Here is a 26,154-nt window from a genome sequence, read left to right on the forward strand (position 1 = left end):
CAAAATACCCCTTGGCAAAGCTTCATCATATTGAGGCAAATCAATATCTTCACAAAAAAGAGACATGGCGGTTTCGTCGTCATCATCGTTTTCTTCGCCGTCTTTTTCTATCCCCAAATCAGGGGTTTGCGCTATGTACCGATCAAAATCTCTTTGATCATTAAAAAAACCTACCCAAACAAATATTTTCTCTTCTGTCATTGTCATAAAAAAAAATCCCCTTACTGCATACAACCACAATAAGGGGAAACATAATGTACTTTTTAAAATCTACTTTTTGTCCGACTCAACGCCGTTATCATCTAATAAACCACAGTAGAAAGCCTCGTTGCCAGCACCTGACATGCATATAGGCGTGCTTTGGTTATCTGCCGAGGAGTTTTGAGTGGCTGCTAACGACTCCTTGTTCGTTTTGTTGTTTAGTTCGAGTGTATAATTCATCTTCATTTAGTATATATTATAGTATCAAATGATGAACCCGTGTTGAGTTCAATAACTATTGCTTTGATAAAAGCAAAACCTGATAGTCATGATAACTTATTTCGAAATAAGTTAAATAACCTACCAAAGATACGCACTAAAATCTGAAAACGATACAAAATATGCTCATTTAGAGAAATTTCGCTAAAGTCAAATCATGTAACAAAATGGAGTAAAAAAGCCTTTTAAATAGTTTAAGGCTACTTTATTTGCCAAAAACTCACAACTGCCAAAAGTTCTTTTGGATAATATGGGCTTTTAAAAAATAAATATCCAACAGACCGATAGCACTTGGCAATCAGTTGCGCACTATAGAAAAACGCCTGCCCTCTATGCGGTAACGGGTAGTTTTTTGTTGGCCGTTTTCTACTTCATGAAAAGAAACCACTCCTTTTTTGTCTCTTGATAAAGTACTGGTATAGACTGTTTTGTTGATTTTGCCATGGGTGTACAAATAACGCTGAATATTGGTGGGTTGCAGCTTTTTTTTGTGCAGTGCAGTAGCACTTAAATAGATAATTTCGCCACCTTGGTCTGCGGTGTAATAAAAAATCACAATTGCCCTCTTTCCTGTCAACTTGGCAAACGGATATACTACTTTGTCGCCAATGGCTGCTCCTTCGGGAAATAACTTTTGTGCTTGGCGTACATCTTTGCCAGTGTAAGTTTTGCCTACCTCAAGTTCGGGAACTTTGTTCAATACTTTTTTGGTGTATTCTTGTGCTTGGCTATAAAAACTGAGCAAGCACAGGCTGGCAATGAAACAGTATAAACGGTGATTTTTCATAGTATTTTTTTGATTAGTGAATAAGTAAAGGTAACGAAATATACTGGTTTTAATTTTTGATAATTCACCCATCCGGCATTTTAGCCGATAAAACACCTCCCTGAGTTTATCAACTGTCTCTTTATGTCCGTTAAATGTCCTTTGAGTATCCCCTTAAATCCTTTAGATTTGTATACATACATTAAGTGATCTTTCATAAATAATTTGAGCCATTAAAGTGTATCTATTGCCCTCATTCTTCTCAAAAAAAAAAGCCCCATAGCTTTGGCTATGCACCGTTTTTTTTGAATCGTCTGAGAACAATATATTTTCTTAAATTGGCACATCTTATTTTTTCCAGATCACTAATTCAAATAAAAAATGAGTTTAAGAGAAAAAAGCCCTGCCTTGTTGGTGGTAGATATTCAAAAAGGATTTGATGATATAGCTTATTGGGGAGGCGCGCGTAACAACCCTGATGCTGAAGAAAAAGCTGCCCAAATATTGAAAGCCTGGCGTACTGCCAACTTACCAGTTTTTATTATTCAGCATAGCTCTACTGAGCCCCAATCGTTGCTCAACCCTGCTCATCCTGGGTTTGAGCTACAAGACGCCTTTAAGCCTGAAGCCAATAAGTCGTTGATTGTAAAAAACGTCAATAGTGCGTTTATTGGCACCAACCTGCAGGCACAACTCGATGCGCAAGGCATTGATACAGTGGTGATAGTAGGGCTTACTACCAACCACTGTGTGTCTACCACTACCCGTATGGCGGGCAATTTGGGTTACCATACCTATTTGATTGCTGACGCTACTGCTACCTTTGATCGGGTTGGAATCAATGGAGAAAAATACAAGGCAGAAACGTTGCATCTTACTACCCTGGCAAACCTACGTGATGAGTTTGCCACAGTAATGAATACCGCACAGCTGCTCGAAGCCTTGTAGTAGTTACAAAGTCTGAGACACTTGTTGCCTGGGCAAAACCTCTTTTTGTCTATAGTTTTTAGGCAAATGCTTTTTCAGACTTTTTACAAAACGGTGGTAGTCTACTGTAATGGTGTGTCGTGGGGTATCTACTTGTCTGTAGTGTGGATGAGTCACCTCACGTTCACATAATTTGGCGATGTTTTGAGGACGTTGCCATTTTCCGGCAAGCTCACGTGCCATCAATTTACTTTGTAGCTCGGCACCTGGCCATATACAACCCAGTGGTTGAAACATGCCTACAAAATAAAGGTTTTGGTAGTTGGCATGAAACATTTTAAGGTACAAAGGCACCGGGCCTGAGCTATAGTCTATAAAATCTTTGTTGAAAAACGGATGCACCAATACAAAACCAGTACAGGCAATGATGGTGTCATATTCACCAAAGCTGCCATCTTTGAAGCATACTGTTTTGCCCTCCAAGCGTTCAATGTCACCTTTGGGCGTTACTTTGCCGTGCCGGATTTTGTATAGTAGTTCACTATTAATGGTAGGGTGGGTTGCCCCAAACCGAGTAGTGGGTTTAGGCAGTCCGTATTTTTCGTTTGCCCCAATCATCAAACTAATCATTAGGTCTGACAGGCGAGTGCGCAACCACGTAGGCAACCAATAAGTACGTGCCCCAAACACATCGGTGGGTACTCCCATCACAAACTTAGGGATGATGCGATACCCCCGGCGCCAGCTAATGCTGGTGTGCTTGCTCACCCGGCTGGTTTCTACTGCTACATCGCACGCCGAATTGCCTCCACCGATCACCAATACTTTTTTATCTCTGAAGGGAGTGGCTTTTTTGTAATTGTGGGAATGAATAAACTCACCCACAAACTCGCCCGGATAGTCAGGGTAACGTGGTTGCCAATGATGTCCGTTACACACCACCAAATCACTGAATACTTCGGTGCGGGTTTGCCCTTGTTGCTCAATGGTTACTTGCCAGGTGTCATTGTCTATGCGCTCGCAATGCTTGACCATTGTGTCAAATTCTATATGGTTGTATAAACCAAAGTGGCGGGCATACGCCTGAAAGTAGCGCCTTAGTTCATCGTGCGAGGGGTAGTCGGCAACACCAGGGTCAAAATCATCGAAGGTAAAGTCTTCGTACTGCGATAAAGTTTTAGAACTAATAATATGGGTAGTTTCAAATACACTGGAATGACTCTCATTTTCATTAAAAATCCAGTTTCCTCCTACTTCCAGGTTTCTGTCATAAGCTACTGCGTTCAGCCCCTCATCCAGCAGGTTTTTAAGCGCTGTAATGCCCGAAGGTCCAGCACCGATTACACAAATGCGTTTTTGATGGCTCATTGTTTTTTATATAATTGGGAGATTTATAAAAATGACAACCTTGTCACTTTTACAATATACAATAAAATGACAGGGCTGTCATTTTTTTCATTACCTTTCTTTGGTATATGCCCAAAATACTCATAGCAATGAACAAAAGACTACAAAACAAGCAACAAAACGACGCTGCTATTATGCAGGCAGCTATTACCCTTTTTGCCCAAAAAGGTATGGAAACTACTACTATAGGCGATATTGTAGCGACCAGTGGGCTGGCAAGGGGTACTTTTTATAATTATTATAAGAGCAAAGCCGAAATATGGGACAAGCTGGTTAACCAGTTGATAACACGAGTAAACGATACGCTCAAAACCCAGCGTCAAGGAGCCAAAACTGCTTATGAGTTTGTATATAGCGCGTTTATAGGATATGCTCAGGTGCTTTTGCAGCCGTTGGTGCTCCCGCTCATTATTAAAAACCAAGCCGCTTTTCGCAACAGCTTGTTTGCCAGCAATTCTTTACGTTCTATTTACAAAGACCTGGAAAACGACTTAAAAAATGCCCCTTTCTTTCAACAACTTGCCCCACAACAATACCGAATGATAAGTTATGCCATGGTGGGTAGTGGACTGGAAGTAATGATTCAATTGTTTGATCAAAAAGAGGAGTTGACTGTGGAAGAAGCAGGACGCTTTTTTACCGAGCTTTTTTTGGGAGGGATAGCCAACCTAAAACAAATCGATTAAAGCTACAGGTGATGATTGAAATAATACTACAAATCGCATTCGCATCAACTTTTATGAAAATCTTAATTTCTATAAACTGATTCATTGGCAGTTTAAAGGCTCCTTCAAAAGGTTACCGTTCAAACTTCCTTAATTGAAACGACTTCTCTTCTCCATTAATCAGACATTTCACCAATGCTTTGTTTTTCTTAATCTCTACTCTTTCAGAGAGGATATTCAATACATTTTTCTATTCAAACAATGCTCCCTTAAGAATATTTACCCTTCTCCTTCTGTGTTGTATGAATAAAACACTTGAGTGTATGAATATTCTAATATTGTTTTTTGTTTATAAATGGTGTTATTTGTTTTTTTTGACCACTCCCTCTCGAATATTTAGCGTATTTTGAATACTAAATTACCTTGTATTGATACTCTGTTTACCACTTTAATGTAAAAATTAACGCATTCATAAGATGTTTGCTACCTTGCCACAATATTTTAAACTTTTGTTAAATTTGAAATCAAACTTATGAGACACAAAAACATTTTTGTACTATTATGCAGTATATTGTTGTTGGTAAGTACAACAATAAGGGCGCAGAGTGTATCGGAAAAGGAAGCAAAACTGGTCGCTAAAAACTATTATTCAAGCAATTTATGGGCAAAAAATCAAGAGGCTCATTTTACAGTTACCAACATTCGGTCTGAGCTTAACCCTCAGGGGCAAGTGATGTTTTATATACTACAAATAAACAACACTGGATTTATGATTGTTGCTAACGACAAACGTGTTCCGGCAATATTGGCCCATGGTAAAACTGGCGGCGAAGATTTTAAAAACTTTGAAAGTCCAGAAATTCGCTATTTACTCAATCGGTACAAAAAACAAATTGCTTGTATCAAAGCTTCAAAAGTAAAGGCTACCCAAGCAACTGCCAAACAGTGGAATACGTTGCTTCGCAGCTCAAGGGAAAGCAAAGAAATTCCCTCTGAGGTAATTGTAGCACCATTGACTACTACCAAGTGGAACCAAATGGGGTATTATAACGACGCTGTACCCAACAACTACCCTACGGGTTGTGTACCTACAGCTATTTCTCAGTTTTTGCGCTACCACGGCACGCCTACCAAAGCTACTGGAACCAACTATTATAAAGTATCTATGAGTCAGACCAAACACTGGCTTAACCTTGAGCAAAAAGATCATGACTGGGAGGCAATGCCCAATGTATTGAATAGCCCCAATAAAGATGTAGCTGACTTGATGTTTTACGTAGGTGCCTCACTCAATGCGCACTATGATCAAGGCAATACAGGTGTGTATGAGCATCGCATAGCCGAAGGACTACAACAACATTGGGGGTATGCCAACACAGGACTTATTCCTCGGGCAGATTACAACGACCAGGACTGGGCAACTATGATCAAGGCTTCACTGGACAAATCATACCCTGTGGTGTATGTAGGCTACGACGATGCGGGTGGACATACCTGGTTGGTGGATGGTTACAGTGATGACGAATATTTTCATATGAACTGGGGCTGGGGGGGCGCCTGTGATGGTTGGTTCTCGCTCAATGATTTGACTAACTGTTTTGATTGGACGTTTGACATCAACGAAAAAATTATTCTGAATACTCCCAACGCTGAACCAATCTGGGCAGATTTGACCATAGAAAATCTGCATTTACAAGACACGGTTGTGGCAGGTGACAGGTTGGCGATAAACTTTGACCTCAAAAATATTGGAGATGCTTATACCAACCGAGGATTTAGGCTTAATTACTATTTCTCTTCTGAGCCCGTACTTAACCCTGACTCAGCAACAGTATTTCAGTCCTGGAGCGGCGAAAATATTACAAGACCTATGCCTTTCAGAAGTGAAAAATCACTGAGTATAAGCAGTACTATCAAGAAGGATTTGGCAGCAGGTATATACTACTTCATTGTGGTAATTGACGAGAAAGATGATATTATTGAAAGCAACGAAAACAATACCTTTGTTCAGCCTGTGTATATCAAAGCAAAGGAGGTTGTGGTAGACACGCCAAGCATAGATTTGATCGTCAACTCGGTAGCAGGTACGCCTATGCAGGTGCAGGCAGGTAAAAAAATATCTTATGCCTATGGCAGTGTGCGCAATCAGGGAACCATAAAGTCAGTGGCTACCACTCTAAAGTATTACATTTCGGCCCAGGCTACTTTCGACTCTACTGCCTTGTTTTTGGGCGAAAAAGAAATGAGGGCGCTTAATGGCGGATCAAGTAGTTACTATACTGTCTATGGTATAACGGTTCCGGAAGACATTCCAGCCGGCGATTATTATTTATTGTTTTGGGCAGATGCCAATAATGTCCAACCAGAAACTGATGAAACGAACAATATAAAAGCAAGCCGAAAGATTCGTGTAACTACTCCAACAAGCAGAACGTCGAAGAATATTCAGACACAAATACAGGTGTATCCCAGCCCAACTCAAAATACATTAAAGATACATTTGGGCGGAGTAAAGGTTCAAAATATAAGCGTTTACACGCTAAACGGTGTATTTCAACGAAATATAAATGCTATTGAGCAACAAGACGGCACAATAGTATACGATACCTCAGCTCTGAAAGCAGGCACTTATCTAATGAACATAAGTTTACCTGACGGGCACCAAATCATCAAACGCTTTCTGGTGTTTAAATAGCATCTACCCTATTTAGTGACATGTTCGTAATGACTGTCTGTTTTTACTGTAAAAATCGACATTTATATTGTCCAAGTTTCTTCACATTGGGTTAACTCAAGCCTTGAAAAAAACACGCTTTTTTTTCAAGGCTTTTTTATGACTAAAATCTAGATAGTGATCTTATACCAAGTCTGATTAAAAACCCATACAAACTCACTTGTAGTGGTCTTTTTTGGCAAGACCAACACAATGCAGGTTCTTCGCTATCGTTACCCGCTCTCTTGGTCAGCTGCGCTTAAAGAGGAGGGGACAAGCTTGGTGATGGCTTTTAGATGTAGACATACATTAGTATATGGGTAATGCAACGATTTGGTATTATTTATGAAAGATCACATAAGAGTTTGTCTAAAGGAGGTCTTATGATGCAATGCCTGTGGCTACCCAATCGAGGCTTGTTAGGTCATTGCGCAACATCATGATGGCATTCAAGACGCCTACGGTGAATCGTGCGATTATTCAGACCGTAGTCTGAAGGTACTATTTTCACAGATTGACCTGACTCTAAAAGATCAATTGTCATTCCCTTAAATTCTTGGTCATATTGTTTCATAAGTCCTCAGATAAAGGCCCTTCTAACTAATAAATTTATAAACCATTGAAAATGAGTATGCTATAAATTCGTTAGCTGCCTATGGAATAGGGAATAGCACTGATATTCATCGGTATATAAGGACTTGCGACTTGTCGCTTAAAGCTTGCCCCTGTTGGGGTTTCTTACCATCACAACAAATGTAGCAATGCCATTTTTGGGAAGGATACCTAAAACAAACCGATTAAAACTACCAGTGATAGTTAGAATAATACTATTTTAACTAGTTTTTAAACAAAAATTTCAATAAACAGATATTTTTATTGTTATATTTCTATTATAACCCAATAAGTCATTATTTAGAGGGCTAAAGTTCTTTAAATATGGGGCTACCCCAAATAACATACAATGTATTTTCTAAACAACATCATCATTCAAATGAATAATGCCATGAAAAAAACATACCTAGGTTATATTATACTATGGCTCTGCCTGCTCAGCGCCCCTTTGCTGGCACAAACCAACAAAAAACAAGTTACAGTAGACCGCTTATTTCTCACGTCCGACTTTCAGGTTGACTATTTCAGCCAACCCCGCTGGATAGAAGGTGGCAAAGCATATACGACGCTTGAGGCCTCAACAAAGCATAAAGGTGCCCGCGACATTGTTAAATACGATACCCGATCGGGTAAACGCAATGTACTAATTGATGCACAAAAACTGATTCCTTCCGGACAAAGTAAGCCTTTGTCTATTAGTAATTACCAATGGTCGGCAGACAAACAGCAATTGTTGATATTTACCAATACTCGCCGCGTGTGGCGTTACCATACCAAGGGCGATTATTGGGTACTTTCGCTCAAATCGGGCAACTTGAACCAATTGGGCAAGGGTTTGCCTAAGTCATCGTTGATGTTTGCCAAGTTTTCGCCCAATAATCAACAAGTGGCTTATGTAAGCAAGCATAATGTATATGTAGAACAACTGACTGACAATAAAATCAAGCAATTGACTTTTAATGGAACAGATAGACTGATCAATGGAACGTTTGATTGGGCTTATGAGGAGGAGTTTAATGCTAGAGATGGATTTAGGTGGAGTCCTGACAGCAAACAAATTGCTTTTTGGCAGGTAGACGCTCGCAATATCCGCAACTTTTATATGATCAACAACACCGATTCGGTATACTCGCAACTCGTTCCTGTGCAATACCCCAAGGTGGGCGAAACTCCTTCGGCTTGCCGGGTGGGGGTGATTGACCTGAACGGAGGCAAAACCCGCTGGATGGCTATACCAGGAAATAACCAACAAAACTACTTGCCCCGTATGATGTGGGGCAAACAACCAGGTAAAGTTTATGTACAACAGGTAAACCGCAAACAAAACCACCTCAAAGTATGGGCTTGTAATACTTATACAGGCAAGGCAAGCCAGATTTATACAGAAAAAGAAACTGCTTGGATTGATGTAGTTAGTCAAAGTGACTGGAAATGGCTCAAAAAAGGCAACGAATTTACCTGGACTACCGAAAAAGATGGCTGGCGACACTTATACAAAGTGGCTAAAGATGGTAGCAAACAACAATTGATCACTCAGGGCAATTTTGATGTGGTCAATGTACTAGAGATTGACCCAAAAGGTGGCTACTGCTATTTTATTGCCTCGCCCGATAACCCTACTCAACGTTATTTGTACCGTGCTTCGTTGTATAAAAAAGGCAAGGCTACCCGACTTACGCCCAGTAACCAACCAGGTACGCACAACTACAATGTGGCACCCGGAGGTAAATATGCCATTCACACTTACTCTACAGCCAACCAACCACCTGTAACGGAGCTAGTGACCCTGCCCAACCATAAGGTAATCAAGACTTTGATAAGCAACGACAAAATAAAGGCAACCCTTGCCAGTTTAAACATTCGCCCGATAGAGTTTTTTAGTGTAACCACCCAAGACAAGGTAACGATGGAGGGTATGATGATTAAGCCGCCCAACTTCAACCCTGCCAAAAAATATCCAGTATTGTTTTATGTATATGGCGAGCCTTGGGGACAAACTGCTCGCGACACTTGGTCGTGGCGTAACCTTTGGTTTCACTCGCTGGCACAAAAAGGATATATTGTGATGAGTATGGACAACCGGGGGACACCTTCGCCGAAAGGAAGAAAATGGCGCAAGAGCATTTACCGAAAAATCGGGGTGGTTAACTCGCGCGATCAGGCAATGGGTGCTAAAGAAATAATGAAATGGAAGTTTGTAGACGCCAATCGCATTGGCGTATGGGGCTGGAGCGGTGGAGGCTCTATGACGCTTAACCTGTTGTTTCGTTACCCAGAAATCTATAAAACGGGCATGTCGGTGGCTCCGGTAGCCAACCAACTTTATTACGATAACATTTACCAGGAACGCTATATGGGCTTAATCACCGAAAATAAGGAAGATTTTATAGAAGGTTCGCCCATCACTTATGCCAAAAACCTACAAGGCAACTTGCTGTTGGTACACGGTACTGGTGATGACAATGTACACTATCAAAACGCTGAGGCGCTCATCAATGAATTGATTCGCCATAATAAGGTTTTTCAGGTAATGCCTTATCCCAACCGTTCGCACGGTATCTATGAGGGGCGCAACACGTCGCGTCACTTGTATACTACGCTTACTCAATATTTGTTGAAAAACCTGAAGCCGGGCTCAAAGCCTTAAATTGCATATACCATAAACACGAAGCCCCGTAAAATGATTGTTTTGCGGGGCTTTTTGGTTGGAGGCAAAAACGGGAAGGTAAAAGCTAACCGAAAACATAACTTTAGCAGATACCTGAGTTGAATAGGTGGGTTACTTGCAGGAACATTGTTCAGGTTAGCCTTTAGTAAGGTTGTTGGGTGCTTTCACCTTGGGCAAACCAATCCACTCGTGGTCAATATCGTGCATCAGCAGCGCATTGTCAAATACTACTGACCCTTGCGGGAAAACTGCTTCATTCTCAAAAAAACTTGAATGCACTTCTGCTACTTCCAGCAGCGATACCTTCCAGTTATACGCTTTAAGCTCCAGCCCATCATAACTTCCTGCTTTGTGTTCAGGTGAATAACCTACTGAGCCTTGCTCAAAAAAATCGGACACACAACTCAAATCATCGAATACACTTTGGGTATTCCACTGCTCCGTTTTTTTTGCTTTAATCGATAGCGAAGTATCATCGTCGCTCACAAAAGCTACTTCATAATTGCCGTTACCCTCATTCACCGTAAAATTGGCCAAATGATGTACTCCTGGAAACACCCTGCCACCCGCCAAAGAGTTAAGCCGCGATGAAGTGTCACGCCTTGGTATATAAACCCCTTCCTTGCGTTTTCCGTTTTCTGTCCATTCTACAGCAATGCGGTGTGCACCATTTTCTGACCCAATGCCTATAGCTTTGGGCAATCCTTTGGGGCGAATCTCTTTGAGTCTGATCAGGCATATACCAGCAATGCCTTTGCCTTTGACTAGTTTGGGAGTAAAAGGAGGGGGTAAATAACGACGCAGTACCTCAGGCGCTATTTGGTAATTAATAAGTATACGGCGGTCTATCAAACCTTTTATTCGAGGGATTTTCATAATCTTTGTTGTTCGTTTGTTGGTATAACGCCTTGGGTCAGGAGATGGTTAACAATGAGTGAGTGTTAGTGTTACTTAAGACACTTTTTTTATAAAAAAACTCCACTAATGTGGGCTTGTATGGTAAAGTAAAACACTGTCCTGCGAATTTGGGTAATGCATAAATATTTTTATAATTTTAACTGCACAAATTTATTGTTAAGTGTACAAAGGTTAACTTCTTCGTAAAGAATTACTTATAATTATTTAAAAGACATTCTATTTCTATGAAACTTAAAAAAACTTTTACTTCATTTTTGAAAAAAATACCCTTAACTGCTCACCTGTTGCTGCTTGCTTTGATGCTGTTTTTGATGACCAGTTGTGGAGGCAAAAAGAACAACCAAAGTGAGACCAAAGATTCTACTGCCCAAAGCACCCCACCACCTGTTGCCAAACTCATGACTAACCAGGAGTTGTATAAGACTGAAGAGGTAGAGGGCTTGGAGGCTGCATTAAAAAAACCTGCCCATGTATACCGATTGTCTTTACAGCAATCAGGGTTAAAAACCCTCTCCGATGACATACAAAAACTGAAAAATCTGCAAAGTCTTGCCGTTGGCATGAATCCAGGACTAAATCTGGGGCAGGTAATAGGGCAACTGGAAAGCTTACCTTTGCTGCAAGAGCTCAATACAAGCGATAACGAACTTAAGCGCATTCCTGCGAATATAAAAAACTTACAGCAGGTACATTCTATTTGGTTAGACAACAACCCCACCCTTGACCTCAAGCAAGCCTTTACAGCGATGAGCGCCATGCCCAAGCTGGAAGAAGTATCTTTAGTAGACAGCAAAGTGATGGAATTGCCTGCTGACATAAGCAAAATGAAGGGGCTTAAAAGATTGGTAGTAAGCCACAATAAGTTACAGACTTTGCCTAATAGTTTTGATCAATTACAAAAATTAGAGTTTGTAGACTTATCGAGTAATAAAAAGCTTAATATATCTCAGGTATTGAACGAATTGGTAAAAATAAAAAGCCTGAAAAGGTTGTTTTTGAGCAAATGTGAGCTAAAAAAAATACCGGATACTATAGGTAAGCTCGAAAACTTAGAAGTATTGATACTGAACTCGAACCAAATAGAAACCCTGCCCGCTTCAATGAAAAATCTTACAAAACTGAAGGAATTGTATATCGCAGGCAATCCACTGGTACCCCAGGCAGTAGAGGGGCTCAAGACCTTGTTTCCTAAGGTAAGAATCACCAAATAATGGAATTGTCATAAAGATGTTTAAATTTGGACTCAAACGGCAAAGCCTTTTTAAAGTCAAATATGGGCTTTGCCATTGATCTTTTTTTGAGTTCAAAACGTGAGTTATGCCTTGTAGCCCACATAAATTTAGACAACAAACATGACAACATTTAAGACAGTAAACCCCAAAGAAGTATCCACGGGAGCATTTCACGGTTTTATGTTAGGTGCAGTAGCACCCCGTCCCATCGCCTTTGCCAGCACCATCGATAACGAAGGAAATGTTAACTTAAGCCCATTTAGTTTTTTCAATGCTTTTGGTGCCAACCCTCCTACGTTGATTTTTTCTCCAGCACGCCGTGTGCGTGACAACACTACCAAACACACCCTCGAAAATGCCCAGGCTACCAAAGAGGTCGTGATCAATATTGTAAACTACCCTATAGTAGAGCAAATGTCGCTGGCAAGCACCGAATACGACCAAGGTGTGAATGAGTTCAACAAATCAGGCCTGACCGAAGAGCCCTCTTTATTGGTCAAACCTCCCAGGGTAAAAGAAGCCCCTGCTGCATTTGAGTGCATAGTAAAAGATATTATCGAAACAGGAACAGAAGGTGGGGCAGGTAATCTCATCGTTTGTGAGGTTGTAATGGCGCATTTTAATGAAGCCATTCTGGATGAAGATGGTAAAGTAGACCCTTTTAAAGCTGATTTGGTAGCGCGTATGGGGGGCAATTGGTACTGTCGTGCCAACGGTGATGCTTTGTTTGAAATAGAAAAACCTATTCGTAATAAAGGTATCGGAGTAGACCAGTTGCCCGAAGCTGTGCGCAACAGCCATGTATTGACCGGGAATAACCTGGGTAAATTGGGCAATGTAGAAAAACTGCCTGAATCTGCTGAAGTAAGCAAGTTTAGCGAAAGCGATGCCATACAAGCTGTGCGCAAAGAAACGGGTGATCTACAGGAAAACCTACATCGCCTGGCGCAAAAATACCTGGCCAACAATGAGGTAACTCAAGCCTGGTTGACACTGTTGCAAAAGTAAGGATACATTTAAAATAGCGGTTGGCTGTGAACCGCTGGTTGTAGGGTGAGCGCTATGGCTAAATATTACTTGCCAATTTGCAAATATGATAATAAACATACCACAAGATTTTAATAACAAGTAAAAAATCTGCGTTAAATAAAAAATCTGCATATTGTTTGAGTAGATAGTTTAAATCATACTATCTACTCATTTTTTTTTGTATCCTAAATTTAATATCATTGTTAAAAAGTGATTTATTGAATCAAATCAATTATTTTGCTGATTGACACAACAAGTGGAGTATTAAAAACCGAGTAAAGGCTATTTATTAAAATACAAGCGTTTGGCAGTCCCTCAGGATCGTTTATCAGTTTGTAGTTTGTAATTACTTATCATTTATGAGTGTGAAAAAAAGAAATCGTTTATCTTACTTTATTCGTCTGGACTTTAGCAGCATACAAGGACGCATTACATTTGTGTTTGTCCTGCTTGCTTTGCTAATGTTTAGTGTGATTCTCTTGATTAACTACACCTGGCTGAGTAATAACCGACAGTATAAAAAAATCATAGACACCACCCAACCCATTCAGCGTCATAGCATTAGCCTGCTCAATACTGCCAAGCAAACCCAGGTAAACCTACATAAATACCTGATATTAAAAGATACCACTTACAAAACCAAAAACCGTAAAATCTGGTTACTCACCATTCCTGCACAAAAAGACTCCTTGTTGTTTAATTTGGCTCAAAACTCAGACAACACCCGCCTGGCGTATGTTAACATTACCCAACGCCTTGAAGAACTCAGACAACTACAAAAACAAGCCGAAATAGTATACCAACGAAAAGATGTAGTGCTTGCCATCCGTCAGTTTTTAGTGTCAGACCTTCCGTTGGCATTGAGCGAGCTGGAGAAAGCCGTAAATAGAATGACAGGTATTCAAAAAGACAGAGAGATAGAGTTGCTGGAAGAATATGCCAACAGCAACCGCAAACGTTATGTCATATTTGTAGTGTCATTGGTGGCGATCATCTTATTCCATTACTTTTTGGGAGCATTTATTATGACAGCCCTCATGAGCAAAATTATGCCAATAAAAACACAGATTGCTAATTTGAGCAAAGGTGATTTGCCCGACCCTTTGCCCAAAAAATCAGATGAGTTTGGCTCTACTGTGCGTTACATCAATGAGTTGTCTCACAACCTCAAACTGGTGAAAAACTACGCCAATCAGGTGGGAGAGGGGCGTTTTGACTCTAACCTTACCATATTTAACGAAGGAAGTGAGCTAGGAGTAGCCCTAAGTGAAATGGGAAGAAGCCTGCAGAAGGTATACGATGAAGAGCAGTTGAGAATATGGATTACAGATGGTTTGGCTAAGTTTGCCGAAATATTGAGGCAAAGCAGCGATGATTTAGACCACCTGTGCTATGAGGTAATCTCACAGTTGGTAAAATATATAGACATTGTGCAAGGTGGCATATTTATTCTCAATAATCATGAAGCTGCTCCTTTCTTTGAACTTCGGGCGTCGTATGCTTATGATAGAATGAAGTTTGTCGAACGAAAGGTTTCGGTAGACGAAGGCTTGATTGGTAGGGTATACAACGAAAAAGAAATGGTATATGTAGAAACCATTCCCGAAAACTACCTCTATGTAGAGTCAGGATTGGGCGAAACTCCACCCAAAACCTTGGTTTTGCTGCCCCTCAAAAACGACAAAGAAATAGAAGGAGTAGTAGAGTTGGCTTCATTCCGCAAGTTTGAGCCACACGAACTGGAGTTTTTGCAACGCCTCAGCGAAAGCATTGCTGCTACTATTACTGTAGTAATTACCCATCAAAAAAACGAACGAATGCTTGCAGAGTATCAAGAAATGACCTCTACCCTGAAAGAGCAACAAATAGAGCTGCAGCAAAACTCTGAAGAACTGCACATAGCCAAACAAGAAATTGAAAAAAAATTAAAAGATAGCCAAGCAAAGCAGTAATAAAAACAATGCTTTGACCAAGTGGTTAAACAGAAGTTGTGAAGAAAAGCTTATTGAAAACAAACCCAATACATATACACTGATGATATGGTTTTTTTATTACGAGATTATGCCCGTACAATTTATTTTACAATCATAACTATAGGCGCATGTATTTTAATTACATTGCCTGTTCAAGCCCAGTTATTGCCTGCCCGAGAAGAAGAAGCAAAATATGATGAAGGCAAACTGGAGATCATTTGCCAGTCCATTAAGTTTTATTTGAGTGCCAACGCCAGAGAAAATGCCAGCAATGCTATAGGTTGTAGTTCACTGGAAGCTATAGAACAAACCATTCCGGAAGATTACAGGGCAACCAATCGTTTTTTTAACCTTTTTAAAAAGAAACGGTATCGTAGCTATGGCCGTGGTAAGTTGGATAGAAGACTTGAAAAACTAATCAAAGACATTAATACTGAACTACAAAAAACTCGTCAGGACACTGCCTGGACTAATAAGTTGGCGAAACTTATTGAACGCTTGATAAAAGTGAAAGACCTGGTAGTACAAGGCAAAAGTGTAAATAGCATTAACGAAACAAGTGATACCAGCCAGCAGGCAAATGTGCCAACAAGCACCACGCAACAAAAACCAAAAGAAAAGACACCAAAACAAACAGATGATAGCCCAATGAGTATTTTTTTATCTATAGTATCTTTACTTGCCGTAATTGCCCTGGGGGTGATGGCTTATAGGTTTTTTCAGAAACTGAACGAGATACAAGAACAAATTGCCGATTTGGATGAGGCTTTTAAGGAAAAATACAGTCGCCTCGACAACCGAATAGATACGATGACACCAGTAAGGGATTTTCGGTCTGTTTTTCCGCAAATACAGCAGTTAAACGACGATATTCATGCATTGGGACAAGAGATACAGTTGCTAAGAACCCGAAATCAGTTTAAAATTTCGCCCGAAGAACTATACGCCAAGCGAACCGAACACCTCGAAACCCATAGTTACAGCCCTGAAATAAGAATTTATTATGCAAAATTTCATCCTGAGCAAAACGGTTTTATGCATCAGGAGTTTCATACCGAACCCAGCAAAGAATACATTTATAAAATAGAAATAAGTACCCAAAACCCGTTAGAAGCTTATTATCAAGTAGTAAGCCGCAATGAATACCACCACTTGGCGCTCAACTATGAGGGGTCTATGCTGGCACCTGTTGCCGAATACCTCAACCGTCCTGTCAATGCTTATCGCATCATTACCAAAAAACCGGGCAAACTCAAGAGAGAAGAAAATACCTGGGTGATTACCGACAAAGCCCAATTAGCGTTTGAATAAACATTAAAGCAAGGTTTGATGGCTAATTTATCAAGCCTTGCTTTACATTAAAAATAAATAGTACAATTAGGCAACCATTCCTTGATTTGTGCCTGTCCTCTGCTACGCGGCACCCGCAATGCTGCTACTGGGTTGTTGCATATATACAATTTTTGCAAACTTTGCAATTGTCTGATTTCTTCGGGCAAAGAGGAAATTCTGTTGTCGGCAATCCCCAATACCCACAAACCTTGTAACTCTCCTATTTGTGGAGGCAAAGTAGTAAGTCGATTACTGCTCAAGTGCAACTCCCTTAAATTTTGCAGTTGACCTATAGTAGCTGGCAGGCTGGTGAGTTTATTCTGACGTAAATCAAGCACTTGTAAGTTTGTCAAGTTTCCTATAGCTTCAGGCAAAACACTCAACTCATTTTTATGAATATCAAGCTCTTGCAAGTGATGCAGTTGCCCTATACTTTCGGGCAGAGCTTTAAGTTTGTTTTCGTTGAGCCATAAGGTAGTCAAACTAGCCAATTGTCCAATTTCATAAGGCAAAGCCTGTAGTCCATTTTTATACAAATCAAGCTTATGCAGACTGTGTAATGCACCAATAGACGCAGGGAGGTGTGCTATTTGATTGTCATACAGATCAAGTATTTGCAAAGCCTTCAATTGCATGATCTCTTTAGGCAAAGTAGTAAGCTTGTTTTGTCGCAATTCAAGCGTTTGCAGATTTCGTAACAAGCCAATTTCGGTGGGGAGTTGGGTTAACTTATGATTGTTTAAACAAAGGGTGGCTTGGTTGAGGTAAGCAAGGTGAGCCGCTTCTATTTTTTGTAGTTGCTTGTCAAAAATACTTTGGTATAACCTTAGGTAGCTTGTCAGGTATACTTCCAGCTCGGGAGCATTGCGTGTCATTTCTAAAGCACGGTTTACCTCGGTGGGGTTAGGCGAGTGCAAAAAATCAAAAAAAATTGCTTGATTGCTCATAGGTTGTAGAAACTTGACTCAGGGAATAATCATTGTTGGTAATCAAGTATTTAGAAATTAAAACAGGCATTTAAAGCTAAGAATTTTTTTTCTGATTTTAAAACATACCTATCAGTTAGTATCAATAGCGAGTTTCTACATCGTCGTGAGGCTAAATTAACTTCGCCAAGCTCAACACAACTGCTTCAATCATAGATTCAGTTTAAAAATATGGGTAGTGAAAGCCGCATAAAGCGCGCAAGGGATGAATTTTAAAAAGCCCTCAGCGCAAAACAGCCATTATTCAAAAATAACCTTACAATCAGGCAACCAACTCGTAATGAGTGCCCTTTCTTTGGTAGAAATGGGGTTTCCTTTAAGATACAGCCATTTTAGTTTTTTTAGTTGAGCAATTTCAGGTGGGAGTTTGCTTATTTGATTGTTCTGTAGATGTAAAGAAACAAGCCCAGTCATTTTTTTAATATCAGCCGGAATGCTTTTCAGACGATTGCTTTTCAAGTATAAATATTTTAATTGAGCCATTTGGGTAAGCACTTCTGGGAAGACTTCGAAAGAGTTATACCGACAAAACAGATGTGTTAGTTTTTTCAATTGAGCAAGGCTGGCTGGTAGTGTAGTCAAACGGTTACGGGTAAAATAAAGCCTGGCGAGGTGAGACAGGCGAGTAATGGATGAAGGTACTTTAGTGAGTCCACGATTGCGTAAATCGAGTTTAATCACACTATCAGGGTTTGTGAGCGCTATTGGTAAGGCAGACCGAGGATTGTTTTGGGCAACAGCAATAGGAGTGCTATTCAATGCCGCAAGCTTGTCATCATCATCACCTTCTGCCTCACTTTCATATTCGAGCATTTGCTTGTTTGCCAGTATAGCTTTGCTCAAGGCAAGAATGTTTTTACCATTAAAATCGCTTTGGTACAGTTGGTGGGCTTCTTGAAACAAACGGAGGGCATTGGCTCTATCTCCTTTTTCTATAGCTATTTTGCCCAAATATATTTTACAATATGCGATTGCTCGATGATTACCCGTGTTTGGCGAGCTTTTTATTTGTTTTAAAAAGTGACCAAAATCTTTTTGTGCTTCATCGTTTAAGTGAAGGTAATATTTGATCAAACCACTGATAAAATAAGAAACATAATGGGCATGGTTGGGAATAGAGAATTTGAAAGATGCAGGAGGTTCTTCCAGTTGGTGAGTAATTTGTTTTTTTACATTTACTACTTCTATCCAGCACGTCAGGCTTTCTTCCCCTGATTGAGCGTTGCGGTCGCCATAGACCACCAGCCCCCGATATTGGCAGGTTTTGGCAATGAGTTTATCCACCTCAAGCGCAGGTTTTGCCTTATTAAAAAAATAGTCATTGTATTTTTCTACGGCTACCTTGTTTTGGTATGCTAAAGGTACTCCTTGTTTGATCTTACTTACCAGTTTTACAGCAAAACTAGGGCGTTTTGGGTTAAAGTGTGCTACATCTACCCTAAATGCAGTTGTTTGAGGTTTACAAGGCACTTGTACGATGCTTGATTTTGGCAAAGCTTGTTGCATTGTTTTTTTACCACTTTTGCCCGAAAACTGAATTGCATACCAAGACACAACCAATACACCTATCATACCAACAAAACCACCTAGTTTTATATTATTAATAATAACCTTGTTGCCTTTTACCTGGTCTTTTTGGGTGTTTTCTATATTGACATTTCCACTCACCTGATTATGATTCAATTGGGTTTTTACTTTCCCTTGGTTGTGAGTGTTTCCGTTGTTTTGTTCTGGGTTAGGATTATTTGTGTAAGTACTCATAGTAAAGTATTTGGCTGTGATAGCATCATCACCCTATAGAATGAATAGAGTTGCAATCTAACAGGAAAAGCGGATATAACCAGTTAAAGTTAGGCAATCATTTTTCACTTTTTTTGGCAAGGCATTACTTCTTTCTACAAAGTTATAACTCCTGAGAGTAACATTTCTCCTCACTACTAAGGATATGCAAAATAGTATTTTTTGAGGAGAAAAAAACGCTTGATTATCAACTATTTGCGGTCAATTAATTCACCATTAATATTTACTGCAATGACAATACCATCAGGTAAAATACCAAAAGCCCAGCCCAGCGATTGCCCTACGCTTATCATTGATGAAGCATATCAGGTTTGGCTCTGTTACGAAGACTCCAAAGTAGAAGTTAAAATGACTCCTTTGTGCAAAGCCCTTTATTTGTTGTTTTGGCAAAATCCTCAAGGCATTATTTTGTATGAGTTACATACTTATGAAAGCGAATTGCTAGAAATCTATAAGCACCTGAGCCCGCATCATAGCTATTGGTTGATGCAAGCCAACATCAACCGTTTGGTCAACAGATATAATAACTCTATCCACGAAAAACTGTCGCGAATAAAGCAAGTCTTTCTGAAATTGCTACCTGCCGATCAAGCAAAATATTTTTATATTGTAGGCAAACGAAGAGACGTAAAAAAGATAGTGTTTTGTAGTTTGCCTCCGGGGACATTTATTTGAGAAGCACATTATTTTTCAGTAAATTAGGTTTTTAAAATACTGATCGTTATAATAGCGTTATGGGTAAGAGTAAAAAGTTTTCGGACAGAGAAAAAACCAGGGCAGATATTATTCAAAAATCGGCAATCTTATTCAATAAAAAAGGCTATTTAAGCACTTCTATTGGCGATATTGAAAAATGTACTGGGTTTAGTCGAGGGAGCATTTACGGAAACTTTGACAGTAAAGAAGAAGTAGCACTAGAAGCGTTTAGGTATAATTTTCGTCAAATGTTTTCGGGCATCAAGGCAATGGTAGACGTTGCTACCACTGCCAAAGACAAATTATTGGCTTATCCACGTTACCACAGGCAACACCATCCATATTATATCAATAGGGGTGGTTGTGTGGTGCTCAACACCTCTGTAGATGCTGACGACACCAACCCTGCCCTTAGTGCCAAAGCTGTGCAGTATATCGGAGTATGGGAAAAGTCAATCAACTATATACTTGATTTGGGCGAAACCCAAAACGAATGGAAAGCCCCCATCAACCGAAAGGCTTTTTTTGCACGCTTTGTTGGTTTAATTCAAGGAGGAATTTTTTTGACTAAAACCACCAGCGATGATGAGTATTTGTTGGGCAACCTTGCCTTGCTTGAAGAGTACATTGAAGATATGAGTAAATAATTTTTTTTACATTTTAAAATACCATTCAGTATTTTAAAATAAAAGCTGATACATAATATTTTTTTACGCTTTAAAATAACGATCAGTATTTTAAACGCAAACACATTATAAACCTTAAAAAAGATAATAATGAGCAATTTAAAATTACAATTAATCAAAACCAGCCTAACCTTTGGCGCCTTATTTACACCTCACCGAGTAATGAATTACTTTTGGGACAAAATGTTTACTACCCATAAACGTAGCCTTAAACCACCACATACACAAATACTGGATGCTGCCAAAAAAGAACGTTTTGAAGTAACCTTGTTTAACAACGAGCCAGCTACCATTCATACTTATAGTTGGGGCACAGGCAAGCAAACCATACTTCTGTTGCACGGTTGGGAGTCAAAGGCAGCCGATTATTATAAGTTGATTCCTTTGTTGCTTCAGCAGGGATACAAAGTTTTGAGCCTCGATTTTCCAGCCCATGGCAGCTCCAACCAACTACAAACCAGTTTGCCTGAATTTATCAAAGTTGTGCGTCAGTATATGCAGGCTCATCTAGAAATAGAAACTATAGTTGCCCATTCGCTGGGAGGAACTGCTGCTGCTACCTGGTTAGGCGAACAAACGAATGCCAAGGTAAAGCAGTTGATAATGATCGGCAGCCCCATCATACCTAAAAACTTTTTTGAAGGAGCGTTCAATTTTTTTGGAGTGCGCCGCAAAGTCAGGACATTATTTTATGCCAAAGCTCACCGTACTTTTGGCAAAGGGATAGAAGATTTTGCTCTTGCCAATGCTTTGACTACCACAAACCAAGCTACACAAGTGTATGGTATATATGATGTAAAAGATCGGGTGGTTTCAATTGACGAAGTAAAAACATATGCCAGCCAAAACCCCGCAGTACACATGCAGTATTTTGATGGAGTAGGACACCATCAAATGATTAAGCACCCAGAAGTTTTACAAGCTTGTCTGAGTATTTTGGCGCAAGCGCAAGCATAAAGTTATAGTGTAAAGTCAAGATTGCTTTACCAATTCTTAAAATTTAATCGTTATTTTGACATTGTATTTTCACCTTGACTTTACTTTTATGAAAAAAACTTTCCTATTCGCCCTGATTTCCTTTGTGTGGTGCTTCCATCAATTTTGTCAAGCTCAGACAGGCACTCAATTGGTGGAAGCCAATCAAAACGGGTTTTATTACCATGGTCGGATCAATTTTGCCAACCCTAAGGCTCCAGAGTTTTATTGGCCAGGTACTTCGGTTGATTTTATTTTTCGTGGAAGTAAACTACTTAAAATCTTATTGGAAGATGAAAAAGGAAAGAACTACTTCAATGTGATTTTGAATAACCAGCATACCAAACCCTATATACTTAAGTGCCAAAAAGGAAAAAAGAAGTATGCGGTGTACAACAATCTGGATGCTAGTAAAAGCTATTCGGTGAGTATCTTTAAGCGTACCGAAACTGATGAAGGTTACACAAAGTTTATGGGAATTGAGTTGGACAATGGAGCAAACCTTGCAATGGTGAAACGAGCCTACTCACCTCGGATCGAGTTTTTTGGTAATTCGATTACTGTAGGCATGGGCAACGAAGACCCCACCGGGAGAGACAATATGAATCCAGCAAAAAAGAACAACTATTTATCGTATGCAGCCATTACTGCAAGAGACTTGGGGCTTGACTATAGATGCACTGCCAAAAGTGGTATAGGAGTCATGGTAAGTTGGTATGACTTGATTATGCCCGAAATGTACAATCGTGTACACCCTGATAAACCAGCGTTAAAACACGACTTTAAGAGTTGGGTACCCGACATTGTGGTAGTGAATCTTTTTCAGAACGATAGTTGGTTGGTAAATATGACCAGAGACCCTAATCACAAAAAACGTTTTAAGCAGGGGAAACCCACTCCACAGCAAATTGTGCAGGCATACGTGAACTTTATTAGTAGCTTACGCAAGGTGTATCCTAAAGCTAAAATTGTGTGTACTTTGGGGTCAATGAACGCTGTAAGCCCAGGTAAGCCTTGGAAAGGCTATATTCAACAGGCAGTAAACCTAATGAAGAAATACTATAAAGATCAGCAATTGTATACCTTATTTTTTGCCTATAATAACCGCAAAATTGGGCATCCTACCGTGGCAGATCATATTAAAATGGCTGATCAGCTCAAAAAGTTTTTGAAACAAAACATATTAAAATAAAACCGTATATAGGCTAATGGTGATAAGCCTATCAGCCATTAGTCTACATACAACCAGTTACTTTTGGTATACTCTTTTAGCCAAGGTGCATCTACCACTTCCAGGTGCAAGGGCTGGTCGGCTTCTACTGTCAGCAACAGCATTGCTCCATAAGCCAAAGTCTCTTGTCTTTTGTACTCTAGCTCGGCTACCTTCACCGACTGAGTTACTTGGTTATTGTCTGGTTCCTGATGAAAAGGTTTGCCAGTGTGCCCGTAAAAATGGTATGTTGGACGCAATGCATCCAGTGCCGGGCGTAACTCTTTCATCCCATAGCCAGGGTCGGTCATATCGGTAGGCACATCGTGCGAAATAAGTATATCTATAGTTGGCTTGGCGCTCAGGGTTTGTCTCAATTGACGACGTTCATAGGGTTGAATGAAAGTAGCATTGTCACGGTTTTTACGATCGCCAGCTCGCCCAACCCCCAATACGTTCAGGGTGGCGTCTTCGTAGGTAAACTGTTGGACATGTCCCGATTTACACACAAAAACCCGTTTGTAACAATCTACTGGAAACAGGGTTTGATCAGGACTTAATTGCTCCAACCCATCCAAAAACTCGTGATCTTCGTGGTTGCCCCTTACACATACCATCTGGCAATCGGTTTTTTCTAACACTTCCTGGGCTTTTCGATGGGGAATAGTGAAATAATCGTGAAAACCCAGCTCGCTTCTGTCTCGTCTGGCAAAACGCAAGGTAGCAGTATCTAAGTGATCCAGTTCTGGAAATATACCCACATCACCACATTGTAAAATCAAGTCAATATTTTGCCCGGTTTCTCTTTGGTACCGTTCTACCAGCTTGAAGGCAAGCAAAAGTCGACCATGTAAATCGGCAAAAATAGCTACTTTCATAATAATTGTATTTTGTGAAGTTAATTATTTATGTGTTCAAATGTTATTTGCACAGCTTGGGTGTAAGTTTGTGTCTTATTACCATAAAGTGACCCAGAAAAAAAGCAAAGGTGAGTTCACAGAATAAAAGTGCAAAGTTATCATTAAAAATACCTTTGTTTGATTTAAATTAAGATTATTGTCTCATTTTAACTGTTGTAAACGTAAAGGTTTAAATAAAATGTAGTGTAAAACTGGGCAGAACAAATTGCCAAAATTTACCCTTCGGTAAAACAGTTTGAGCGAATTCTGGTGAACTTATGTATAAAAAGTCCCTACTTTAGTAGTCAATCCTGCGTTTAGAATAATTGAAAAAACTCTTATTAAACCCTATACATTAGCTAATTAATTGATATACAATATGAGAAAATTTGTAGCACTAGTAGTTTTTATCGGTGTAATTAGTGGCTTTATTACGCCAACTTACGATGGCTACCGTACCATAAAAAACGACGTGTTTAACCCTGGTGAACACCTGGAGTATATAGCACATTATGGACCTATCAATGCGGGAGTAGGCATTGTTGATGTAAGTAAAAAACTGTTTTACCTTAATGGCAGACTTTGCTATAGAGTAGATGTTTTGGGTAAATCAGTGGGAGCCTTTGATGCCATTACCCGGATACGTGACACTTGGCGTTCTTATATAGACACGTCGGCTTTTGTAAGCCATCGTTTTTATCGCCATATCGAAGAGACCGATTATCGTCGAGATGAACTTACTCATATAGAACCTTCCAAAAACAGAGCTACTATGCGTTATGAGCAATGGAAGGAAAAAAGAAATGGAGCTAAGTCTAAACTTGAAAAAGGGAACAAAGTTGTAGTGGTGCCAAGAAATGCCCAAGACATGATTAGTGGGTATTATTACCTGCGTATGTTAGATTTTAATTCTTTAAAACCAGGTCAGATTATTACGATTCCAGGATTTTTAGAAGACAAAATTTATGACCTTAAAATAAGGTACAAAGGAAAAAGTATAGCAAAAACTAAATTTGGGAAAATTCATGCCCATAAATTGGTACCTATTATGCCTAAAAATGGGCTGTTTTCTGGTGAAAACTCGATTCGTTTTTGGGTATCAGACGATGGCAACAAAATACCTGTAAGAATAGAAGCCGATATGTTTATAGGCAAAGTAGTGATAGAAGTAAAGAGCTTCCGCAACTTGCGCCACAAATTTAACTTTAAAAAGAAGAAGTAATATTTTACCTCGTTTTGACAAGCCCGGATGTTTAACCATAAACATTCGGGCTTTTTTTGTGTGGCTAAAATTAAATATAAACAAAATGCCTCTGGCTTGGCAACTCACCTGTCTTTATGATTTTACCCACAAAAGTAACCTGAGATTATGCTTGAGTTTTTGTAAGTTTGCTTGCCTTAAAATTGATCTATAACACTAAAACTAGAAAAAATGCAAGGATTAAAATATACTGTAGACATTGTAATGTGCATTGATGCTACTGGAAGCATGCAACCCATCATTGATAAAGTGAAAAATAATGCCCTGAAGTTTTATGAAGACCTCAACCAGGTAATGGAAGAAAAAGGCAAGGCTATAGATACTTTGCGGGTAAGGTTGGTTGCTTTTAAAGATTACTATTATGATGGAGAGGAGTCTATGAAGGCTTCAGAGTTTTTTGTTTTGCCTGATCAAAAAGAGGCATTTAAAAATTTTGTTGATGGCATTGAAGCCGACGGGGGGGGAGATGAGCCCGAAACTGGCTTGGAAGCAATAGCCCTTGCCATAAAGTCGCCCTGGAATAAAGTTGGCGATAAAAAACGACAAATTGTAGTAATGTGGACAGATGCCAGTGTACATCCGCTTGAAAAAGATGCAGGGGCTAAGCCTACTCACTACCCAGCAGATATGCCTGGTAATTTTGATGATTTAACTGACTTGTGGGATGGACAATATATGAACCGGGCAGCAAAGAGGCTGATTGTTTATGCACCAGATGCCTATGCTTGGACAGATATTGCTAACCACTGGGAAAATACGATTCAGTATCCTTCGAAAGCTGGTGAGGGGTTGAATGAGGTAGACTACCAAACAATTTTGGATGCTATAGCCAGCAGTGTATAATAAAAATGAGTACAAAAGAGTAGAAGGTGTCTTTACTAATTGTATAATACACCGTTGCGGTAACTCTTCTGGTGGT

General features: G+C 39.7%; 22 protein-coding genes. 14 read left to right on the forward strand and 8 right to left on the reverse strand.

The window, feature by feature from the left end; genetic code table 11:
- From M23134_RS31210 to M23134_RS31215, 3 genes are all read right to left on the reverse strand, one after another.
- On the reverse strand, positions 1 to 201 hold a 201-nt coding region (locus tag M23134_RS31210), incomplete at its 3' end, for an immunity 22 family protein (protein ID WP_198145120.1).
- Positions 202 to 270: 69 nt separating this feature from the next.
- Complete coding sequence (locus tag M23134_RS41500) at positions 271 to 447, reverse strand: hypothetical protein (RefSeq protein WP_002703504.1); 177 nt, start codon at positions 445 to 447, stop codon at positions 271 to 273.
- Between the two features lie 331 nt (positions 448 to 778).
- Positions 779 to 1,267, reverse strand: a complete 489-nt coding sequence (locus M23134_RS31215; protein WP_157558742.1) for a hypothetical protein — start codon at positions 1,265 to 1,267, stop codon at positions 779 to 781.
- 360 nt (positions 1,268 to 1,627) lie between these two features.
- Here M23134_RS31215 and M23134_RS31220 point away from each other — a divergent pair, with 360 nt between their 5' ends.
- Positions 1,628 to 2,194 (forward strand): cysteine hydrolase family protein, encoded by a 567-nt coding sequence (locus M23134_RS31220; protein WP_002703509.1) that lies wholly within the window; start codon positions 1,628 to 1,630, stop codon positions 2,192 to 2,194.
- A 3-nt stretch (positions 2,195 to 2,197) separates the two neighbouring features.
- Here M23134_RS31220 and M23134_RS31225 read toward each other — a convergent pair whose 3' ends face one another.
- Positions 2,198 to 3,541, reverse strand: a complete 1,344-nt coding sequence (locus tag M23134_RS31225; protein ID WP_002703511.1) for a flavin-containing monooxygenase — start codon at positions 3,539 to 3,541, stop codon at positions 2,198 to 2,200.
- 128 nt (positions 3,542 to 3,669) lie between these two features.
- On the opposite strand from M23134_RS31225, the gene M23134_RS31230 reads away from it, so the two are divergent.
- The 3 genes from M23134_RS31230 (at position 3,670) to M23134_RS31240 (ending at position 10,217) form a co-directional block, all read left to right on the forward strand.
- Positions 3,670 to 4,266, forward strand: a complete 597-nt coding sequence (locus tag M23134_RS31230; RefSeq protein WP_045114714.1) for a TetR/AcrR family transcriptional regulator — start codon at positions 3,670 to 3,672, stop codon at positions 4,264 to 4,266.
- A 511-nt stretch (positions 4,267 to 4,777) separates the two neighbouring features.
- The gene (locus tag M23134_RS31235) at positions 4,778 to 6,940 is read left to right on the forward strand and encodes a C10 family peptidase (RefSeq protein ID WP_045114715.1); all 2,163 of its coding nucleotides are present in this window, start codon (positions 4,778 to 4,780) and stop codon (positions 6,938 to 6,940) included.
- A 1,021-nt stretch (positions 6,941 to 7,961) separates the two neighbouring features.
- A complete protein-coding gene (locus M23134_RS31240; RefSeq protein ID WP_045114722.1) occupies positions 7,962 to 10,217 on the forward strand; it encodes a S9 family peptidase in 2,256 nt (751 codons plus the stop codon).
- Positions 10,218 to 10,373: 156 nt separating this feature from the next.
- Here M23134_RS31240 and M23134_RS31245 read toward each other — a convergent pair whose 3' ends face one another.
- Positions 10,374 to 11,114 carry a DUF2071 domain-containing protein gene (locus M23134_RS31245; protein WP_002703519.1) on the reverse strand — a complete coding sequence of 247 codons (741 nt, stop codon included), beginning with the start codon at positions 11,112 to 11,114 and terminating at the stop codon, positions 10,374 to 10,376.
- Between the two features lie 266 nt (positions 11,115 to 11,380).
- Between M23134_RS31245 and M23134_RS31250 the strand changes: the two genes are divergently transcribed.
- The 4 genes from M23134_RS31250 to M23134_RS31265 all read left to right on the forward strand — a co-directional run bounded on the left by M23134_RS31250 (position 11,381) and on the right by M23134_RS31265 (position 16,701).
- Entirely contained in the window at positions 11,381 to 12,367 is a 987-nt protein-coding gene (locus tag M23134_RS31250; RefSeq protein WP_002703520.1) for a leucine-rich repeat domain-containing protein, read from the forward strand.
- 141 nt (positions 12,368 to 12,508) lie between these two features.
- Positions 12,509 to 13,396, forward strand: coding sequence for a flavin reductase family protein (locus M23134_RS31255; protein WP_002703525.1), 888 nt, complete (start codon positions 12,509 to 12,511; stop codon positions 13,394 to 13,396).
- 380 nt (positions 13,397 to 13,776) lie between these two features.
- The gene (locus M23134_RS31260; RefSeq protein ID WP_002703527.1) at positions 13,777 to 15,369 is read left to right on the forward strand and encodes a GAF domain-containing protein; all 1,593 of its coding nucleotides are present in this window, start codon (positions 13,777 to 13,779) and stop codon (positions 15,367 to 15,369) included.
- 87 nt (positions 15,370 to 15,456) lie between these two features.
- A complete protein-coding gene (locus tag M23134_RS31265) occupies positions 15,457 to 16,701 on the forward strand; it encodes a hypothetical protein (RefSeq protein ID WP_002703529.1) in 1,245 nt (414 codons plus the stop codon).
- Positions 16,702 to 16,748: 47 nt separating this feature from the next.
- Here the strand turns inward: M23134_RS31265 and M23134_RS31270 are convergent, their stop codons facing one another.
- Positions 16,749 to 17,669, reverse strand: a complete 921-nt coding sequence (locus M23134_RS31270; RefSeq protein ID WP_002703531.1) for a leucine-rich repeat domain-containing protein — start codon at positions 17,667 to 17,669, stop codon at positions 16,749 to 16,751.
- Positions 17,670 to 17,948: 279 nt separating this feature from the next.
- A complete protein-coding gene (locus M23134_RS39205; RefSeq protein ID WP_002703533.1) occupies positions 17,949 to 19,469 on the reverse strand; it encodes a leucine-rich repeat domain-containing protein in 1,521 nt (506 codons plus the stop codon).
- A gap of 270 nt (positions 19,470 to 19,739) precedes the next feature.
- Here M23134_RS39205 and M23134_RS31280 point away from each other — a divergent pair, with 270 nt between their 5' ends.
- From M23134_RS31280 to M23134_RS31295, 4 genes are all read left to right on the forward strand, one after another.
- Entirely contained in the window at positions 19,740 to 20,183 is a 444-nt protein-coding gene (locus M23134_RS31280) for a hypothetical protein (protein WP_002703536.1), read from the forward strand.
- A gap of 59 nt (positions 20,184 to 20,242) precedes the next feature.
- A complete protein-coding gene (locus M23134_RS31285) occupies positions 20,243 to 20,851 on the forward strand; it encodes a TetR/AcrR family transcriptional regulator (RefSeq protein WP_002703538.1) in 609 nt (202 codons plus the stop codon).
- Between the two features lie 129 nt (positions 20,852 to 20,980).
- Complete coding sequence (locus M23134_RS31290; protein ID WP_002703539.1) at positions 20,981 to 21,847, forward strand: alpha/beta fold hydrolase; 867 nt, start codon at positions 20,981 to 20,983, stop codon at positions 21,845 to 21,847.
- An 88-nt stretch (positions 21,848 to 21,935) separates the two neighbouring features.
- Positions 21,936 to 23,057, forward strand: coding sequence for an SGNH/GDSL hydrolase family protein (locus tag M23134_RS31295; RefSeq protein ID WP_045114725.1), 1,122 nt, complete (start codon positions 21,936 to 21,938; stop codon positions 23,055 to 23,057).
- A 38-nt stretch (positions 23,058 to 23,095) separates the two neighbouring features.
- On the opposite strand, the gene M23134_RS31300 is transcribed toward M23134_RS31295, so the two are convergent.
- Positions 23,096 to 23,953 carry a metallophosphoesterase family protein gene (locus M23134_RS31300; RefSeq protein ID WP_002703543.1) on the reverse strand — a complete coding sequence of 286 codons (858 nt, stop codon included), beginning with the start codon at positions 23,951 to 23,953 and terminating at the stop codon, positions 23,096 to 23,098.
- A gap of 400 nt (positions 23,954 to 24,353) precedes the next feature.
- Here M23134_RS31300 and M23134_RS31305 point away from each other — a divergent pair, with 400 nt between their 5' ends.
- Together M23134_RS31305 and M23134_RS31310 are read left to right on the forward strand one after the other, a co-directional pair.
- Positions 24,354 to 25,196 (forward strand): DUF3108 domain-containing protein, encoded by an 843-nt coding sequence (locus M23134_RS31305; RefSeq protein WP_002703545.1) that lies wholly within the window; start codon positions 24,354 to 24,356, stop codon positions 25,194 to 25,196.
- 210 nt (positions 25,197 to 25,406) lie between these two features.
- Entirely contained in the window at positions 25,407 to 26,078 is a 672-nt protein-coding gene (locus tag M23134_RS31310) for a vWA domain-containing protein (protein ID WP_002703547.1), read from the forward strand.
- The last annotated feature ends 76 nt before the right edge of the window (positions 26,079 to 26,154 follow it).

Source organism: Microscilla marina ATCC 23134, assembly GCF_000169175.1.
GTDB lineage: Bacteria > Bacteroidota > Bacteroidia > Cytophagales > Microscillaceae > Microscilla > Microscilla marina.